The organism is Sodalis sp. C49, assembly GCF_046352915.1.
In the GTDB taxonomy this organism is placed as follows: Bacteria; Pseudomonadota; Gammaproteobacteria; order Enterobacterales; family Enterobacteriaceae; genus Acerihabitans.
In genome coordinates this window covers 1,206,154-1,224,832 of the sequence record NZ_CP163303.1, presented here as the reverse complement: position 1 = coordinate 1,224,832, position 18,679 = coordinate 1,206,154, and the positions used below count along the sequence as shown (strand labels likewise).

16 protein-coding genes are annotated in these 18,679 nt (G+C 55.9%); 10 read left to right on the top strand and 6 right to left on the bottom strand.

The window, feature by feature from the left end; all coding sequences use genetic code 11:
- Positions 1 to 202 precede the first annotated feature (202 nt).
- A complete protein-coding gene (locus ABUK12_RS05405; protein WP_410015313.1) occupies positions 203 to 3,754 on the top strand; it encodes a hypothetical protein in 3,552 nt (1,183 codons plus the stop codon).
- Here ABUK12_RS05405 and ABUK12_RS05400 read toward each other — a convergent pair.
- The 5 genes from ABUK12_RS05400 to yebS form a co-directional block, all read right to left on the bottom strand.
- The gene (locus tag ABUK12_RS05400; protein WP_410015312.1) at positions 3,740 to 4,273 is read right to left on the bottom strand and encodes a hypothetical protein; all 534 of its coding nucleotides are present in this window, start codon (positions 4,271 to 4,273) and stop codon (positions 3,740 to 3,742) included. The two genes, ABUK12_RS05405 and ABUK12_RS05400, sit on opposite strands and share 15 nt — an antisense overlap.
- Before the next feature lie 179 nt (positions 4,274 to 4,452).
- Entirely contained in the window at positions 4,453 to 4,644 is a 192-nt protein-coding gene (locus tag ABUK12_RS05395; RefSeq protein WP_410015311.1) for a YebW family protein, read from the bottom strand.
- A 227-nt stretch (positions 4,645 to 4,871) separates the two neighbouring features.
- Positions 4,872 to 5,117 (bottom strand): DUF1480 family protein, encoded by a 246-nt coding sequence (locus ABUK12_RS05390; protein WP_410015310.1) that lies wholly within the window; start codon positions 5,115 to 5,117, stop codon positions 4,872 to 4,874.
- A 233-nt stretch (positions 5,118 to 5,350) separates the two neighbouring features.
- The gene (locus tag ABUK12_RS05385; RefSeq protein ID WP_410015309.1) at positions 5,351 to 7,981 is read right to left on the bottom strand and encodes an MlaD family protein; all 2,631 of its coding nucleotides are present in this window, start codon (positions 7,979 to 7,981) and stop codon (positions 5,351 to 5,353) included.
- Positions 7,953 to 9,203 (bottom strand): membrane integrity lipid transport subunit YebS, encoded by a 1,251-nt coding sequence (gene yebS, locus ABUK12_RS05380; protein WP_410015308.1) that lies wholly within the window; start codon positions 9,201 to 9,203, stop codon positions 7,953 to 7,955. Before yebS ends, ABUK12_RS05385 begins: the two co-directional genes overlap by 29 nt.
- 236 nt (positions 9,204 to 9,439) lie before the next feature.
- Between yebS and ABUK12_RS05375 the strand changes: the two genes are divergently transcribed.
- From ABUK12_RS05375 to htpX, 4 genes are all read left to right on the top strand, one after another.
- Positions 9,440 to 9,937 carry a GAF domain-containing protein gene (locus ABUK12_RS05375; RefSeq protein ID WP_410015307.1) on the top strand — a complete coding sequence of 166 codons (498 nt, stop codon included), beginning with the start codon at positions 9,440 to 9,442 and terminating at the stop codon, positions 9,935 to 9,937.
- A gap of 95 nt (positions 9,938 to 10,032) precedes the next feature.
- Positions 10,033 to 10,755, top strand: a complete 723-nt coding sequence (gene proQ / locus ABUK12_RS05370) for an RNA chaperone ProQ (RefSeq protein WP_410015306.1) — start codon at positions 10,033 to 10,035, stop codon at positions 10,753 to 10,755.
- A gap of 19 nt (positions 10,756 to 10,774) precedes the next feature.
- Entirely contained in the window at positions 10,775 to 12,823 is a 2,049-nt protein-coding gene (prc, locus tag ABUK12_RS05365; protein ID WP_410015305.1) for a carboxy terminal-processing peptidase, read from the top strand.
- A gap of 196 nt (positions 12,824 to 13,019) precedes the next feature.
- Positions 13,020 to 13,901, top strand: a complete 882-nt coding sequence (htpX, locus tag ABUK12_RS05360; RefSeq protein ID WP_410015304.1) for a protease HtpX — start codon at positions 13,020 to 13,022, stop codon at positions 13,899 to 13,901.
- Positions 13,902 to 13,913: 12 nt separating this feature from the next.
- Here htpX and ABUK12_RS05355 read toward each other — a convergent pair whose 3' ends face one another.
- Positions 13,914 to 15,317, bottom strand: a complete 1,404-nt coding sequence (locus ABUK12_RS05355; protein ID WP_410015303.1) for an MFS transporter — start codon at positions 15,315 to 15,317, stop codon at positions 13,914 to 13,916.
- Positions 15,318 to 15,530: 213 nt separating this feature from the next.
- Between ABUK12_RS05355 and kdgR the strand changes: the two genes are divergently transcribed.
- From kdgR to ABUK12_RS05330, 5 genes are all read left to right on the top strand, one after another.
- A complete protein-coding gene (kdgR, locus tag ABUK12_RS05350) occupies positions 15,531 to 16,322 on the top strand; it encodes a DNA-binding transcriptional regulator KdgR (RefSeq protein ID WP_410015302.1) in 792 nt (263 codons plus the stop codon).
- A gap of 29 nt (positions 16,323 to 16,351) precedes the next feature.
- A complete protein-coding gene (locus ABUK12_RS05345; RefSeq protein ID WP_410015301.1) occupies positions 16,352 to 16,600 on the top strand; it encodes a DUF2766 family protein in 249 nt (82 codons plus the stop codon).
- Between the two features lie 163 nt (positions 16,601 to 16,763).
- The gene (gene mgrB / locus ABUK12_RS05340) at positions 16,764 to 16,907 is read left to right on the top strand and encodes a PhoP/PhoQ regulator MgrB (RefSeq protein ID WP_410015300.1); all 144 of its coding nucleotides are present in this window, start codon (positions 16,764 to 16,766) and stop codon (positions 16,905 to 16,907) included.
- Between the two features lie 97 nt (positions 16,908 to 17,004).
- Entirely contained in the window at positions 17,005 to 17,277 is a 273-nt protein-coding gene (locus ABUK12_RS05335; protein ID WP_410015299.1) for a YebO family protein, read from the top strand.
- Between the two features lie 114 nt (positions 17,278 to 17,391).
- Positions 17,392 to 18,378, top strand: coding sequence for an MBL fold metallo-hydrolase (locus ABUK12_RS05330; protein ID WP_410015298.1), 987 nt, complete (start codon positions 17,392 to 17,394; stop codon positions 18,376 to 18,378).
- Positions 18,379 to 18,679 lie beyond the last annotated feature (301 nt).

Sequence of the window (18,679 nt, the reverse complement as noted above, 5' to 3'; positions counted from 1 at the left end):
GTTTATTTAATAAGGAAATCGAATGGGATTATTCACAGTTCATCGACAAGCAAATCAGCCGGCTATTAATCAATTATTATTGTCCAATGACATCACCTCCCGCCAGCGGCAAAGTGCCGAAATGCTTTTCGGCGTATTAGATTTCGCGCGTAATGATTCCAGCTTATGGGTCGCGCCGCCCGCAGCGTACGCAAATAACTCTGTGAAAAACATCGGCGCGAGACTGCTTTATGCCTATGGTTTTCTGGCGCGCCCGCATCAATCATCCGGCGCGCCGCCGGGGGATGCCGCGGGGAAAAACGCGCTGGCGGGGTATAAAATGCCCCAGGCAACCGATGTGTCGCCGGAATATACCGAAACCAGGGTGCGGCGTGATTTACCTCTGACCGGAGAAGGGCCGGATCCTCATACTGCGGAGGATATCCGTGCGGCACGGTATATTGAACAGCGTAATAAGGGCTGGTCGAATAATAAACCTATCATCGACTTGAGGCGGCAAAATGAAAATATAGCCAGGTTACTGGATAAGCTTTCAGGGCATGCCATGGCTACCGGCAACCCTCAACTCCCTCCGGCAATGAATCTCGTGGCCCAAACGGCGCGTTTTCTTATCGCCACACCCGATGGAAGGGCCAGGATCGCCTATGTTTTGTTGCTGGATTCCGGTCTCTACGGCGCTTCTCCGGGTGAAAGGCTGACCAGAAACGCCATGAGCAAGGTGGTGAGTGACTGGATGGCGGAAAATATATTCGGGGCGGATATCGAAAGCTTCATGGCCCGGAAGATGCTGGGTCTCCTGGCGTCCGGGGCACGGGATCCGGCCTTTGGTTCAGCAGGTTTAAATATGGAGGCCGGTCGCGGCGTCATTAAGAGCATGCTTGCCTTATTCAATGGCGACGGGGCGGCTTCGGCCGGTTCGGCGGCAACCGGTGAATCACCCTGTTATCGTTACCTTATCGATCATATTGTCGCGCCGGTCCTGCCGACATTATTTTTTTTCCGGGAGGATATCCCCCCGCAGGCGCTTGTATTCGGCACGCTGGACTGGTGTTATCTGCATATCGGACTTACTTTTGCCGCTAAAAGCACGGTGGACATCGGCGATATGGCGGCGGCCGAAGTCATCGAAATCGGCTGCACATTATCGGCGCTGATGATGATGGGATCGCTGTCCGCCGGTCTGATTGATCTTTTTACGTTCCCCGCGCTGATGCACTATCTGAGCGCCAGGCTGGATGAAGACAGGGATGCCGCCCGTAGGATTGATGTGCGCGCGGCTGCTACCCAACAAGATGCGCTGATGCTTTTTTTTTCATCCGGCAAAGCCAGGGAAAAAGCGGTTAATCCGTTTAAACAGTTCGGCGACGCTATAAGTGGATATAAGTCGCGCACGGAGCTGGCCGGGGATCTCTTAACAAAACATTGTGGCGGCCTGCCGAAGGATGAATCTGCGCGCAGGGTGGCCGTTTACAAAAGCTATCCCGGCGGCTACGCCTGTCCGCCCGGGGCCGCCAGCCGCCAGAGCGCTAAGTCTTCGGAGAATCTTCCTGACCTTAATAAGATTTTCGCGGCGCAAAACCAGGATATTGCCGATAAATTCGCCATTATCGACCGTTTGCTGATCCTGGATGCCGTCACGTCGCTGCCGGCGCCGGAGCTGCAATTTTTCACCATGTCGACAATCCGCCGGGCGGGAGCGGATTTTTCCGAGCTTAATCCCCAGACCGGCCTGCCGGTAGAATATTTTATCGTCGGGGCGAAACCTGCTGTGCCGCTTTTGCCGGGCATCGAACTTTTGCTGGCCGTCAGCAACGGCGAGGAACGGATTTTTGCGTTGGGGCGCGATGAATCGGGCTATTGGATCAGACGCATCGATCGTGATAAGCAGAATTATTATTCTTTGATGAAAAAAAATCTGGCCGGGGCGGATAAAAATTATCGGCTTAATATCTACGCCGGTGAAAATGCGCAAGGCCTCTATAAAACCCCTGAAGAAACGTTGGCCGCGGTTAGCGAAAGACTGGTGAAGCAGCATAGAAAAAAACTGGCCGCACAGCTCTATACCCGGGGATATGAGGAAACCACGCATGAAGCATTCAGACGTTTCCTGCTGTCGTTTATTCCATTTTATCATTGTGTCGAATGGAACCCGCACCGGCAGGAGGAGGCCCTAATCTCCTGCGTTGTGGACGGCCTGAATTTCATCCCACTGGCGGGGCAATCCGCAGCGTTGTCATCACGGATACTGACAAAAGCGGGGATGGGCGGCCTGGCCTCAATGCGTGTGGGGATGGCCGGCTTCGCAGGTGGAAATAGCCTGAAAATCGCCATGGGCGCGGGGTTGCGATCCTTTGCCAACGTGGCCATGGCCACCTTGGCCGAAGAGCTTGACCGCAAGGCATTGACCAGCATGCTGCTGGCTTTGGCCCGGTCTTTAGACCCCGGTATTGAAATGGCGGGCATGCTGGGTAAAGCGTCAGTGCTGCAGGTACGTCTTGCCGCCAAATTACTGCGCGGCCATAGCCCGACCATGGAAAAGCTGATGCTGAAATTGGACGGCAGCGCGCTGAGCGACGCGCTGCCCGCCGGTATCGAACATTTTGAAACCGGGCGCCTGGCGGGATTCGAGCGTGATATCCCGATCGTCAGACTGGGTGGTGATCGTTATCTTGGCCAGCCGGTCTATGTCAGGATCAATCCGCAAACCGGCGACCGCTTCGGGATAAAATATATTCTGGCGCAAGGTAACAGGTTGGAGGCTGTGCCCGTAGCGGCGGCAGCGCGCTTAAAAAATATTCTGCATACCGGTCTGAGCGGCCGTGGCGCGGGCCGGGCGGCAAGACTCTGGAACCAACAGGCCAGCGTCGATACCCTGGTGACTCATTCTCTTTATGGCGTGGAGTGTACGGCGCATATCTCGCGTTATGGCGATCCGGGAAGCGAAGCGCTATTGTTCCCTGAAATGGGTATTCCCCTTACCCAGGCTCCCCTGGATTACGCGCAATATCAGGCTGTCTATCAAACCCTGTCGGTAAGCCAGACCATCGCATTGCATTTGTGGTCGTTGGAGGCCAATGGCATAAAAATATATAAATACAATAACCTGCTGTTGGATCTGACGGGTTTTTCGCGCGCCAAAAGCAGCATCAATGAAAATCTGTGGCATCAGGTACCGCTGGAGAGGTGGGCGCAGACGGACCGGTTACTTTACGAGGATTTAACCGGTGCCCTGCAACACCCTTTTCCCAGGCAAGAGGGAAGCTATCTGGCGGTGGGACAGTATCCGGCAACCGAGAGCATTCCCTGGGCGGATATCATCGCCCCAGGGGATATAGTCACCAATTATCCTACCTTTCTGACCGTCGCGCCCGGGGATAATTTTGCCAGGTTAATAACCGCCAGCGCCGATCGGCAAGGATTGGCGGGCGACCAACGCAGGCAGGCCATTGTGTATTATAAAATTGAAAACGCCCGGCAGGCGATACCCTTGGTAATCAGAGGCGATAATAATCAGATGGTGGGTCTCGAGCATATCTACCAGCCCGATCGTTTTTTCCGGGTTAAAAGTATCTCAACCGCCTATTTGATAGAGGGACAAATCCACCCTTCGCGTCGCATAGGTGTGGTTCTCGATGAATTGATTGGACCGGTAAACGAGGCGAAGAGCATGTTTACCGGTGAAAATGTGCCCGTCGCCAGCATGGAGTGGGCAAATATCGTAAAACGTTACCATAAGCCATTACTGTCTATCTGAGCCCGGTCCGGCGACACGGGTATTGACCCGTGTGATAAAATCCGCCTTTTCCACGGGCTGCGTCTCCAGCACCTGTTTCAATACCTCATAGCAATCCTCAATATGGGCGTTGCCGAGGACTTTCATGGCGCTGAAACTCAATCCCGCGGCGGCGGCCTGGCCGATAATCGGCACATAACGGGCCACCGACTTGGTGGCCACCCGCACACCCACTCGTTTAAGCACCATTTTTACCAGCTCACGGGTGACGGTGCTGCCGATAAGCCGGCTGCCAATACCGGTGATCGCCACCAGGGTGTATTTTTTGCGGTTGGGATGCAATTGCTCAATCTGCGTGGGCGACAGGCCGAATTTCTCGTTAATGGCCGGCAGCAGCGCCATCAGCAGCGACACATCGGTGCCGATATCGAGACCTGGGATGGGGATAACCGCGGCTCCGGCGGATAAACCGGCGCGGCGGGTGACCATTTTTTTACATTCCCTGCGCACCTGTTCCAATTCAGCCAAACTGTTGATCATAACGTATTCCTGTAGCGCTGATAAAACATACCCATAAGCAGCCGTTCGTGGCGCCCGCGGCTATCGTAGCGATAGGTTGCCGCGTTGGCCGGGATCGGTAGAATAGCACTCAACCCTCAGTAACATATTCCCTGACTGTCTTTAGTCGTCAGCCTTCGGGCTGACTTTTTTTTTGCCGCTTAAAAATCGGCATATTCACTGGCCGGCAGCCAGATGCCGTCAATAAACCGTTCGATGGGATAACACCCGCCGTAACGCAACCGCTGTTCCCGCATGATCGACAAACATTGCGTCTCGCTGCGATAGGCGCCAATGAAGACTTCCTCACAATCCTGTCCCAGGTAACAGATAAAAATCATTAATGCATACATGACGGGTAGCCCTTTACACAATGCCATCCGGCCTGTTGCCGGTTTATCTCTGGTAAGCGTGAAGTATAGCCCAGCTGCGGCAGATAATGGGGCGCGCATCTACGCCCTGGGTGTGCAGCGGGGGCACAACAATAGCGAAGGAGGGATAGTGGTCGGCAAAGGGGTATAACCCTGGCGACGGTGTATCCCGGCGGGAATAGCCCGCCCGTGCAGCGGGGTTGAATCTATTATTCCAGGCGCATAATCCAGGCATCATTATCATGATCGTAATGTTGCCGGAACAGCACCTGTTCTTTTCCGTCGAGGATCGCGGGGATGCTGGTATGTTCATCCCAACCGTCAAGCTGTTTGCAGAGATCGGGGTCGGATTTACAGGGAATACGCAGGAGATTTTGGACATTGCGATCCGCTCCGGCGGAGAGTTCGGCGTCGTCGACTTCGAAACTTCCTATTTTGACAGTAGTCTTGGTCATATTTTTAGCCCTTCTACGCTGTCTCGCCAGGGTCATTCCTGAGGCAAGCTACGTATTAAGCATAGCCAAGATCGCACAAAACGCTAAAAGCGCGCGCCCGATGGGAAGAGGGCAAACCAGCAAGCGCGGGTATCACGGGAAAATCGTAAAGGCGCCTTTAGCCTTATTACCCATCACACCCGTTCCGGTCTCTTGCGCACGCTTACCGTTATTCCAAGCGCAACCGGCGCTGTTTAACCCTGCGGAGGAATGGCGGTGCCCCATTCATGCCATTCTTTAGGCTCTTCCTCGCTGAGGACGAAATGCTTACCGGTGGCGGCTTTTGGCGCCAGCGGCGTCGTCGGCGGGGTGGCGAAGGCAATGCCGCCGCGAATAAACTGCTGGAAGGTGCCGCTTTTTACCGAGCCGCCGGTGAGACCGAATTTAAGATCATATCCGGATGCCAGCCAAAATACCGAATTATTGCGCACCAGATGCTGGTATTGCTTACTGATCCGCAGGGCGACATAAACCCGATCCGCCAGCGAACCCAGCGACAGATTGGTTACGGTGCCCACCTCGATGCCGCGGTATAATACCGGGGTGCCGATTTGCAATGAGCCGGCCTCGGGGGTGTCGACCACGACATTTAAGCCGTCCAGGTAACGTGAGTCGGTAATCGTGGCCTGCTGCAGCTCGAAATTACGCGTCGCCTGGCCGCGGCCGGGCTCGACGTTGATATAGGGCTGCAGCAGCGTTTCCAGATGATTGACGCCGGCGGCGGAAATCTCCGGGGTGACCACGGAAAAATGCGTTCCCACCCGGGCGAAGGTTTGCACATATTCCGGATAAAGCACGGCCTGGGCCATAACCTCGCTGTTTTCGGTGGACAGTTTTAACGTTTCCAACTGGCCGATATCGATCCCCAGATAACGGATGGGCATGCCCGGGGACAGCTTACTGGCATCATAGGTGCGCAGGACGATCTGGCTGCCTACCGCGCGGGCGGCGTTCTCCGAACCATACAGTTTACGCGGCGCGCCTTTCGCCAGCACCGCTCCGTCCAGGTTATCGAAGCTGATGGCGCCTTTCAGCGCACGGTCGAGCGGCGAAGCCTGCACGGTAATGCCGCTGCCGTTAATCTGCATGCGCGCGCCGCCCTCGGCCCAAAAAATACTATTGGGCGTCAGTAATTTGCGATACTGGGGATGGATATAGACATCGACATCGAAGCTTTTCGCCGTCGGGCGTACGTCGATGATTTCACCCACCTGGAACTTGCGGTACATCACAATGGAGCCGGTCTGGATATCGGGCAGGCTATCGGCGGTGAGTGTCAGCGTCGGGGCGGGCTTGTCGCCCTGAATACCCTGTTCCGCCATTTCCCGGTTGCCATAAAGGGGATACTGGTCCAGCGGCGCCCCCTGGTTGCCCGGAATAACCACGATGCCGCCGTCCAGCCATTCCTGGGCGCTGGTGCCAAGCACCCGCACGCCGTCCAGTCCGAACTTCACATCGACCCGGCTGTTAACGATAAATTTGGTGTTTTTATGCAATAGATCCGCATAGTCGGGTTTGATCGCCGCCTCGAACACGACCTGATTGTCGACCAGCTTGCGGCTCACCACTTTACCGACCGGGATGCCGTGCAGTGTCAGCGGCTGGCCGCTGTCGATGCCGTAACTTTGCGGCGCGGTCAGGCTAAAGGTGCGCACGCCGGGTTCCTGCAATAGCATATGATTGCTGTCGAGCAGGGTAAAATGCTGCTGCGGCTCGCCGCCGCCCGGCACCAGTTCCAGCGTTACGCCGCTAAGCAGGCTGCTGAGATTGGTGTTGTTCAACGACAGCTGCGGCGTATGCATTTCGATACGAGTGCCGCTGCGCATTAAATCGACAATGGACGGATTGATGGTCAGTTCGCCGGTGACTTTTTTATCTTTCCCCAGCGTCAGTTTGGTCAGGGTCCCCACCTCCAGCCCTTGGTATAGCAGCGGGGTATGGCCCTCGCTGAGATTCTGTCCATCAGGCAGGTCGAGGGTGATTATCACGCCGCGCTGGCTGTGGGACAGGTCGGGATAGAGGATATAATTGTCGTCGGACCGGGCCTGTTCGCCCTGGGCGGGGGAGTCAAAGGCGATGGCGCCGTTCACCAGCGCCGCCACGCTTTCCATCTCCAGTTTGGCGCCATGGAAATCCACATCGGCCTTCAGGCCGGAAACGTTCCAGAAGCGGCTCTCCTTTTTCACCAGATCGGTAAAGCGCCTGTCAATCAATACATCGATATTGACGCCGCCTTGGTCGCGGGAAACATCGTAGTCATAGACTTTTCCCACCGGCAGCTTGCGGTAATACACCAGCGAGCCGGTATTAAGCGAACCCAGGTTATCCGCATGCAGATGCACCAGCAGTTCCCCGGTATTCACCCGGTACTTGGGCTGGGTATCGAGGGCGATAAAATGATTTTCCTCTTCGCCTTTGCCCGGCATCATGCCGATATAATTACCGCCGACCAGCGCATCCAGTCCCGAAATCCCTGCCAGCGACGCCTTTGGGGTCACCAGCCAAAACTGGGTGCCTTTGCGCAACGCGTCGCGCATATCGCGCTTGATGCTGACCTCGACCCGGATGCTTTTCAAATCGTCGCTCAGCTTGATATTTTGCACGGTGCCGACTTCCACGCCCTGATAGCGTACCGGGGTGCGGCCGGCGACAATACCGTCGGCGGACACAAAATCAATGGTCACGGTGGAGCCGCGTTCCTGGATGGTGCTGTAGACCAGCCAGCCGGCAATCAGCAGGGCGATGAAAGGCAGCAGCCAGAACGGCGATATGCGGCGTTTATTCCTGACGGCCGCGCTAGTCGGTGTAGTCGGCGTTTGTTGCATGTGCATCCCATATCAAACGGCTGTCTAACCACTCGACAGCAAGAATTGTCAAAATAACGGCGGCGCCAAAATAAAACGCCGCCGGTCCCATGGTAAAGGCCAATAACTGATCGCGATCCACCAGCGACATGGTGATGGAGATAACGAATAAATCCAGCATTGACCAGCGCCCGATCCAGGTCACGAAACGTAATAACCGAATACGTGTTTTCAAGCCGTGCCGGACATTGAAATGAATCGTGATTAATAAGGTCAGCAGCACCACGACTTTAATGAACGGCACCAGGATACTGGCGATAAACACCACGGCCGCCACCGGGATATTGTCCGCCGCCAGCGAAATGATACCGGCCATGATGGTGCTTTCATTGCGGCTGCCGTTAATATAGATAATCGAAATCGGCAGCAGGTTGGCGGGAATAAGCAGCACCATCGCCGCAATCAGCGCCGACCAGGATTTTTGCAGGCTGTGGCGCCGCCTCGCGCGCAAGGGCACGTGACAGCGCGGACAGCGCCCGCGCACATCGGCTAAGCCGGTAAAATTACAGGCCAGGCAAACCCTGAGGGCCGCGGTATTGGTACGAAACGCCAGCCGCGCCGGCTGCGGATAAAACCGTTCCCATAACTGGCCGATATTCAAATGCGTCAGCGTCATGATACTTAACAGCGTCAGCGCGATAAACGCCGGCAGCGCCAGGCCGGTGGTCACGGCGGCATAATCCTTGACCTTAATGGCCGCCACCCCCATGCCTATCAGGTAAATATCCAGCATCACCCATTCTTTAAGCCGGTTGAGCATCAGCAGCACCGGGCGCAGGTTCATGCCCAGCCGTTGGCCGAAATACAGATACAGCAGGGAAAACACCAGCGTGCAAGGCGCGCCGATGGTGCAGAAGGCCACCATGCTGGCGGTGATGGGATCCCCCTGCATCGCCATCTGCCAGATGCCGTGCAGCAGGTTGGCGCTGATGGCGGTTCCCAGCAGGCGCACACGAATCAGTGCATCGGCGTAGGCAAACGGCATCAGCAGCAGCATGGTCGCCGCCATGGCCGCCAGCCGGTTAATGGCCCACTCGTTGCCCACCGCCACCTTTGCCCGGCAGCGCGGGCAGAACGCATCCTGATATTGGCTTAATTCCGGCAGGATGAATAACGCGTCGCATTGGGCGCAGCGCTGATCGCGGCCCTGGGGGAGAGCGCAATGGATGTGCTGTATTTTCATATTCCGGGACGCTTCGCGGGGTTACGCGCCATCATGCCTGCCTTTCTTATTCCATCAAACGGCAATCGCCACCGGCATGATAGTGCCGGATAGGTTTGCGCAAACATACCTGCGGATACTGGCTTTGTGAAGTCATAACGGGTTAATCTTGTGGCCGTGGGCATTTATTGCTTAAGGTATTGCGACCGGTCCTGACGGCCGGCATTTGAAAGATTAGCTCATTTATTGGTTTTAATATGAAAAAACAACAATGCTATGCTGAATTACTACAAAATATGTCGTCGCTGATCGAGGGCGAGACGCATTTTATCGCGGCGATGGCCAACTGCAGCGCATTGCTCTTCGAACATCTTGATGGCGTTAATTGGGCGGGTTTTTATCTGCTTGACGGTGATACACTGGTGCTGGGCCCTTTTCAGGGTAAAGTGGCCTGTGTGCGCATACCGGTGGGCAAGGGCGTCTGCGGCACCGCGGCGGCGCAAAACAGGATCCAGCGGGTAGATGACGTACACGCCTTCCCCGGACATATCGCCTGCGACGCCGCCAGTAATGCCGAAATCGTGTTGCCGATTACCCTCGACGGCCGCGTGGTTGGGGTACTGGACATCGATAGCACGATTTACCATCGCTTCGACCAGGACGACGAGGATGGGCTGAAAGCCTTGGTGGAACGGCTTTGTCAGCAGTTGGAGCACACCGATCTGCGACGTTTTATCAATAATACTTTATATTGATAGACAGATAACGTGGCATTTGCCGATGGCGTCATTATAATGACGCCTGTTCATGCCTGCGCTGGTTGGCAAACCCGTTGTAATCAGGAAAATTCATGGAAAATCAACCCAAGTTGAACAGTAATAAAGAAGTCATCGCCTTTCTGGCCGAGCGGTTTCCGCTTTGTTTCACCGCCGAGGGCGAGGCACGGCCATTGAAGATTGGTATTTTTGCCGATCTGGTCGCGCGCATCCAGGGGGAGGACAGCCTGAGCAAGACGCAGTTGCGTTCCGCTTTACGGCTTTATACATCAAGCTGGCGTTACCTGTACGGCATCAAACTCGGTGCCCAGCGTGTCGATCTTGACGGTAATCCCTGTGGCGAATTGGAAGCGCAGCATGTAGAACATGCCCGCAAACAGCTTGAGGAAGCCAAGGCACGGGTCCAGCAGCAACGTGCCGCCCAGCAGGCGAAAAAACGCGAAAATGGCGAAGCGCCGGCACCGCGCCGCGCCGCGCCGGCCAACGAGGCCGCCGTAGCCAAAAAAGGCCAGGACGCCGCCGCGCCACGCAGGCCGCGCCCAGCCAATCGTCCCAAGAGCGATGCCAAGACCGACGCTAAGAACGTCCGGGCATCACAACCGGTTAAACAGGCCGCTCCGGCGCGCCAGGTACCGGTTACCGATATATCAAAATTGCATATCGGCCAGGCAATCAAAGTCAAGGTGGGCAAAGATCCCATGGAAGCAACGGTTATGGAAATTGCCAAAGAAGGGGTACGTGTGCAGCTTTCTTCCGGGATGGCTTTGATTGTGCGCGCAGAACACCTGCAGTTCTGATACGGAGGCCGACCAGGGCATGAACAAATTTGTCAGAGTAACTGCAATTGCAGGGTTGTTACTGGCGGGATCGGCATCGGCGAATGATAATAAAATCACCCGCGCCGACCAGATTCCCCAGCTTCACGAAGAAGCGCAACAAGAGACCGTCAGCGAACGCGTCACCGCACGTTTCACCCGATCCCATTATCGCCAGTTTGATCTGGATGATGCGTTTTCGGCCAAAATTTTCGACCGCTACCTCAACATGCTGGATTACAGCCATAATGTCTTGCTGGCCTCCGACATCGCGCAGTTCGCGGATAAGAAAAACCAGCTGGATGATGAACTGAAAAGCGGTAAGCTGGACGTGCCGTACGCACTCTACAACCTGGCGCAGAAGCGGCGTTTTGAACGCTATGAATATGCCCTGGCCCAGCTGGCCAAACCGATGGATTTCACCGGCAACGATACCATAGAGCTCGATCGCAGCAAGGCGCCCTGGCCGCAAAACGAAGCGGAGCTAAATAAGCTCTGGGACGCCAAGGTTAAATACGATCAGCTGAGCCTTAAGCTCACCGGCAAGGATGATAACGAAATCCGCGATGTGCTGACCAAACGTTATCAATTCGCCATCCGCCGCCTGGCGCAGAGCAACAGTGAAGACGTGTTCCAACTGGTCATGAACGCCTTCGCCCATGAAATCGATCCTCATACCAATTATCTTTCGCCGCGCAATACCGAACAGTTCAACACCGAGATGAGCCTGTCCCTGGAGGGCATTGGCGCGGTGCTGCAAATGGACGACGATTACACGGTGATTAATTCGCTGGTGCCGGGCGGGCCGGCGGCGAAGAGTAAAACCATCACCGTCGGCGATCGCGTGGTGGGCGTCGGCCAGACCGGCAAGCCGATGGTGGATGTCATAGGCTGGCGGCTCGACGACGTGGTGTCCCTGATCAAAGGTCCGAAGGGCAGCAAGGTCCGTCTGGAAATACTGCCGGCGGGCAAGGGCACCAAGACCCGCATCGTCACCGTCACCCGCGAGCGTATCCGTCTTGAGGACCGCGCGGTGAAACTCACCATCAAAGAGGTGGGCGGTCAAAAAGTCGGCGTACTGGATATACCCGGTTTTTATGTCGGCCTGACCGACGACGTCAAGGTACAGCTGCAGAAACTGCAAAAACAGAACGTCAGCAGCGTCATCATCGATTTGCGTACCAACGGCGGCGGCGCCCTGACCGAGGCCGTCTCCCTGTCCGGGCTGTTTATTCCCAGCGGCCCGGTGGTGCAGGTGCGCGACAATAACGGCAAAATCCGCGAGGACAGCGACAACGACGGCATTGTTTATTACAAAGGCCCCCTGGTGGTGCTGGTCGATCGTTTCAGCGCGTCGGCATCGGAAATCTTTGCCGCCGCCATGCAGGATTACGGCCGGGCGCTGATCGTCGGCGAGCCGACGTTCGGCAAGGGCACGGTACAGCAATACCGCTCCCTTAACCGGATCTACGATCAGATGCTGCGCCCGGACTGGCCGGCGCTGGGCTCCATCCAGTACACCATCCAGAAGTTCTACCGGGTTAACGGCGGTAGCACCCAGCGTAAAGGGGTGGTGCCGGACATCATCATGCCCACCGGCGACGAGACCATTGAAACCGGTGAAAAATTTGAAGATAACGCGTTGCCCTGGGACAGCATCAAGGCGGCCACGTTCACCAAGACCGGTGACCTGAAACCTTTCTCCTCCGAGCTGTTGAAAGCGCATCAGGAAAGGATTGCCGCCGATCCTGAATTCCAGTATATCGCTCAGGACATCGCCCGTTTCCACGCCTTGAAGGATAAGCGCAATATCGTCTCCCTTAATCTGGTACAGCGTGAGAAAGAAAATCACGAGGACGATGCCATACGGTTGCAGCGCACCAACGAACGCCTGGTGCGGCAGGGTAAAAAACCGGTGAAGACGCTGGACGCTATCCCTAAGGATTACCACGAACCCGATCCCTACCTGGACGAGTCCGTGCATATCGCATTGGATCTGGCTAAGGCCGAAAGCGCACAACCGGCAACGCAGCCGGCTGCCGTCAAGTAACGTAACATAGAGTCGATTATCAAGGCGCCTTAACGGCGCCTTTTTTATGACCGGCATACGGGCGGGAAAAAGCTTAACAAAATGTAAAGTTATGTCTTTTTAGGCACTTAATGCCACGCAATGCTTGAAAACGCCAGGGAAGCCCATACCATCAAGGCTAACGCAATGGGCGTTATTTTCAAGGAATCACCTTCTTATGATGCGTATCGCTCTCTTTCTACTCACCAACCTGGCTGTGATGCTGGTATTCGGTCTGGTACTGAGCCTGACGGGGATACAATCTTCCAGCGTGACCGGGTTAATGATCATGGCGGGTTTATTCGGTTTTGGCGGCGCGCTGGTTTCGCTGCTGATGTCGAAATGGATGGCGCTGCGGTCAGTCGGCGGGGAGGTTATTGAACAGCCCCGCAACGAGACCGAACGCTGGCTGCTGGAGATGGTCCGGCGGCAGTCGCAACAGGCCGGCATCGCCATGCCGCAGGTGGCTATCTACCCGGCGCCGGACATCAACGCCTTTGCTACCGGCGCCCGGCGTGATGCCTCGCTGGTGGCGGTCAGTACCGGCCTGCTGCAAAATATGAGCCGCGACGAGGCAGAGGCGGTCATCGCCCATGAAATCAGCCACGTGGCCAACGGCGACATGGTGACCATGACGCTTATCCAGGGCGTGGTGAATACCTTCGTGATCTTTGTCTCGCGCATCCTGGCCCAATTGGCGGCGGGCTTCCTGTCGTCCAATCGTGATGAAGGCGAAAGCAGCAACGGCAACCCGATGATTTATTTTGCCGTCTCCATGGTGCTGGAACTGGTGTTCGGCGTACTGGCGAGCATTATCACCCTGTGGTTCTCCCGCCATCGCGAGTTCCATGCCGACGCCGGTTCGGCAAGACTGGTCGGGCGCGAGAAAATGATTGCCGCGCTGCAGCGCTTAAAAACCAGCTATGAGCCCCAGGAGGAAAGCAGCATGCTGGCGTTTTGCATCAATGGCAAAACCAAATCGTTCAGCGAGCTGTTTATGTCCCACCCGCCGCTGGATAAGCGTATCGAGGCGCTGCGGGCCGGTACCTATCTCAAATAACGGCGGGGCGGACTAGTCGGCGCCGGAGAAGCTGTCGTCTTCCTGGCGCTGAGGGTTGCCCTGCTTAATGCGCAGCGCGCTCACCAGCGCCGCCGCCGTCGCAAAGCACCCGGCCAGCACCAGCGCCGCGTGAGTGCCGGTGGCGCCGAACAGATTAAACATCAGCGCCACCAGCGCCGCGCCGGAGGTTTGGCCGAACAGCCGGGCGGTGCCGAGCATGCCGCTGGCCCCGCCGCTGCGATTGCGCGGCGCCGAGGTGATGATGGTATGGTTATTGGGCGACTGGAATAAACCAAAACCGGCGCCGCACAGCATCATCCGCCAGATGATTTCCCCATCCCCGGGCATGGCGGGCAACCAGGCCAGCGAAAACAGGCCCAGGGCAAAGGCGCCCAGGCCGATGGCCCCCAGCAGACCCGAATGTACGCGGCCTATCAGCCTTCCGGCCACCAGGGCCAGCAGCATGGTGGCCAGCGGCCAGGGCGTCAGCAGCAGCCCGGTCGCCACTTCGCTGCGGTTCAACACGCTTTGCAGATAAAAGGGCAGGGACACCATAGCCAGCATTTGGGCGCAAAAAGAACAAATAGAGGTTCCCATCGACAGCGCGAACAACGGGATCCGAAACAGGTCCACCGGCAGCAGCGGCCAAGGCTGCCGCAGCTGGTGCCGGACAAAAAACACGCCGATGACGGCCGCCAGGGCCAGCTCGAGCAGTATCCATTGGCCGCCGACGCGTTGTGAAAATCCCCCGAGCGCCGAGAGCAGCAGTCCGAAGGTCAGGGCGTTCAACAGGGCGCTGAACCAGTTAAACCGCTGTCCGCGGTTTTTCAGCGCGTTGACCGGCAGGAACCGCCGGCCCAGGTAAAACGCCAGCAGGCCGATAGGCACGTTAATGGCGAACAGCCATTGCCAGGAGGCGATGGATAACACCCCGGCGGCCACGGTCGGACCGGCGGCGGTGGATACCGCCACCACCAGCGTATTAATGGCCATGCCGCGCCCCAACAGGCGCGAGGGATAAATTATGCGTATCAAGGCGGTATTGATGCTCATCAGCGCCGCGGCGCCCAGTCCTTGCAGCACGCGGGCGCCAATCAGCATCCAGAGATTGTCCGACAGGGCGCAGACCATCGACATCAGGGTAAATACCGCCAGCCCGCATTGATAGACCCGCCGGTAGCCGTAAATATCCCCCAGGGTAGCGAAGGACAGCAGCGTCATGATGATGGACAACTGGTAGGCGTTAATCACCCAAATCGACGCGGCGGGGCTGGCGTGCAGTTCACGGGCAATGGTCGGCAGGGCCACGTTGGCGATGGCGCCGTCCAGGACGGCAAGGCTGATGCTGATGATGATGGTTAATATTGCGCCGTAACGTTGTGGGACAGGCAGGCCGTCGGCAGAGTTCTGGGTCATGAAGGATTAACATCCCGTTAAAAGCATTATCCTAGCATTAAACAGGGGATCGGCGACCGCCGCGCACTCGGATAAATGTAATAAAACGTTCATGCCCGGTTAAAAACATCCTGCAAAGACAATGGTGATTGCGTTAATTGCAGCCTTGCCTTTATAATAAAAATCATGTTCTATTTTTTTTAAAACAAAACAATTATCAGGACTTTTATCACCATGGCGATAGCAGATTTAGACAGACAGCCCGACTCCGTATCGTCTGTATTAAAGGTATTTGGCATTTTACAAGCCTTGGGCGAGGAACGGGAAATCGGTATTACCGAGCTTTCACAGCGCGTCATGATGTCCAAAAGCACGGTCTATCGTTTTTTGCAGACGATGAAGTCCCTCGGCTACGTGTCGCAGGAAGGCGAGTCGGAAAAATATTCTCTGACCCTTAAGCTGTTTGAGCTGGGCGCCAAGGCCTTGCAGAATGTGGATTTGATTCGCATTGCCGATATCCAGATGCGCGTGCTGTCCAACTTAACCCGCGAAACCATTCACCTGGGTTCGCTGGATGAGGACAGCATTGTCTATATCCACAAAATCGACTCCATGTATAACCTGCGCATGTACTCCCGGGTCGGTCGCCGCAATCCGCTTTACAGTACCGCTATCGGCAAAGTGCTGCTGGCCTGGCGCGACCGGGACGAGGCGCGGGAAATTCTTTCCGGCGTGGTGTTTAATCGCAGCACCCAGCGTACCGCCGCCAATGCCGCGGCTTTGCTGCCGGAATTGGATCTGGTGCGCGAACAGGGCTTCGGCGAGGATAATGAAGAGCAGGAAGAGGGGCTGCGCTGTATTGCGGTGCCTATCTTTGATCGCTTCGGCGTGGTGATTGCCGGCTTGAGTATATCCTTCCCGACCATCCGCTTCTCGGAAGAGAGTAAAAGCGATTATGTGAAGATGCTGCACGATGCGGCGCGGAATATCTCCCAGCAAATCGGCTATCAACACTATCCGTTTTAACCGGCGGTCCAGCGCAGAGAGGCGTAATCATGTCCCAACCCTTTTCGGAAAACCAGGAACTGGTCTCCGATTTAGTTGCCTGCCAGTTGGTTATCAAGCAGATACTGGATGTTATCGATGTCATCGCACCCGTTGAGATCCGGGAAAAGATGTCGGGCCAATTGAAAAATATTGATTTTGCCACCCACCCGGGCGCGCAGGATCCGGTGACCCGCCGGGCTATCGAAAAGGCGATCGCGCTTATCGATCTGAAGTTTGACCGGACGGCGCGTCCGTAATCTGATGCGGGTCTGCCGGGGTACATCCTTGGCACCCTATTTTCTTCCACCCATATCATCCGCTTTATAAATCATTATTCTGATAATGAAATCCCTGTGGTTATCATTCGTTTAAGTTTTGCTGGCTAGAATATTTGTATTGCGACGGTACAGGACGTGGGTTTTGAAAAAAAACACTTCAATATCAATACTGGTCATTTTACTGCTTTGCCTGCTGCTGTGGTTATCGGCCCTCAACAGTTTTTGCGATCAGGGCGGTGATTTTTTCAGCGGCATATGCCTGGTGACCAAGTGGATGCCCTGGTAAGCGGGGCAAAGAGGGCGGCAATTTTGACTTGCGGGGTACAATGAAGGCCGCGGAGTGATAAGATAGCTTCTGGTTTTTTCAGTGGCAAGGTCACTTTATGAATGTATTTGGATTTGATAGCATTAATATCGCCTCGATGGCGATTGCATTGGTTTTTTTTATTATTTGCCTGGTGGTCTGGTTTTACCTTAATCGCGCAAGCGTCAGGGCCAACGAACAGATCGCGCTGCTCAATGAATTGCTTGAACAGCAGAAAAAACAGACCGAACTGCTGCTGCGCCTGGGTCAGGCGGGTAATTCCGACAACGGCGCCAAGGCGCTGCCGGCAGGCGAACCCATTCTATTTAAAGATTTTATCGCCGAACGCTAATTTTTGCCTATTCTATGCCATCCTGCCCGGCGCAGCGGTGGCGGCCATCACATAATCCGGTAATCTGCGCATTTTTGCCGTTGGCTTGCATCCAATGGGAGAATCGAGAACACGATGACGAAGAAAAATCCCTGGTATGACGCCGCAAAACCCCACCACACCCCGGAAGGTTTCCGTAATATCGAACCGGGGACCAGAACCCCCGGCGCCTACAGGAAGTGGCAGGACGAGAGAAAAAAACAAGGCCTGCCCAAACCCCCCAGGGACGGCTATCCGGGGTTTATCGCGCGCTGGTGGCAACCTGCCGATTTCAGCGGCAAAGAGGACGCCGTATGGTGGCTGGGACATGCCTGCCTGATGGTGCGCGCGGCGGGCCGCTATTTGCTTATCGATCCGGCCCTGGGCAATCGCGCCTCGCCGCTGCCCTTTATCGGACCCCGCCGGAGAACACCGGCGCCGGTGGACATTGCCGGCTTACCGCCCATTGAGATGATCCTCTATTCTCATAACCATTATGATCATCTCGATAAAGGCACCCTAAAAAAGCTGCTCAAGCGTTTTCCGGCGATACAGGTCATGGCGCCGCTGGGCATGGGCGACTGGTTGCGTAAACGCGGCGTGCGCACGGTGAAACAGTGCGACTGGTGGGACAGCGTCGATAGCCATGGCATCCGCTTGCACAGCGTTCCCGCGCGGCACTGGAGCCAGCGTACCCTGAAAGATCACAATCGCAGCCTGTGGTGCGGCTGGGTAGTGGAAACCAAAGACTGGCGTTTTTATTTTTCCGGCGACAGCGGCTACAGTCCGGGCCTGGCTGAAATCGGCGCGCGGCTCGGACCCTTTAGCGTCGCCGCCTTGCCGATCGGCGCCTATGCACCAGAATGGTTCATGGGCGAGAGCCATATGAGTCCCGCCGGCGCGGTAGACGTCTATCAGCAATTGCACTGTCCGCGGGTGATCCCCATCCACTGGGGAGTATTTGAACTGGCGGACGAAGCGCTGGATGAACCGCCGCTGGAGCTGGAGCAGGCTTTATTAAACGCGGGCATTAAAGACCCGCATTTCCGTCCGCTGAAAATCGGTGGGAAAATAGCGCTGTAACAATGCCCTAGCCGCCGGGATATAATCCCGGCGCTAAACGCCCGGGGAAAATAGCCGCGACCGCCGGGCGGCGGTGGATATCACCGGACGTCCGCGCCCGGGTTAACACCCGTCCCGGATCCACATTATCCTGTTATTTATTTCATTATAATGACGCTAGTCATATAAAATATATTAAAAAAAGTATGGTTAAACCCTTTTCCTATATTAATAAGTTTCTATTTGCGGCCGAGTTAACCGATTTACCTGTTTGCCGTCATGGCGATAAATTAACCCTGGCGCGCTCGCGGCAATGGCGGGT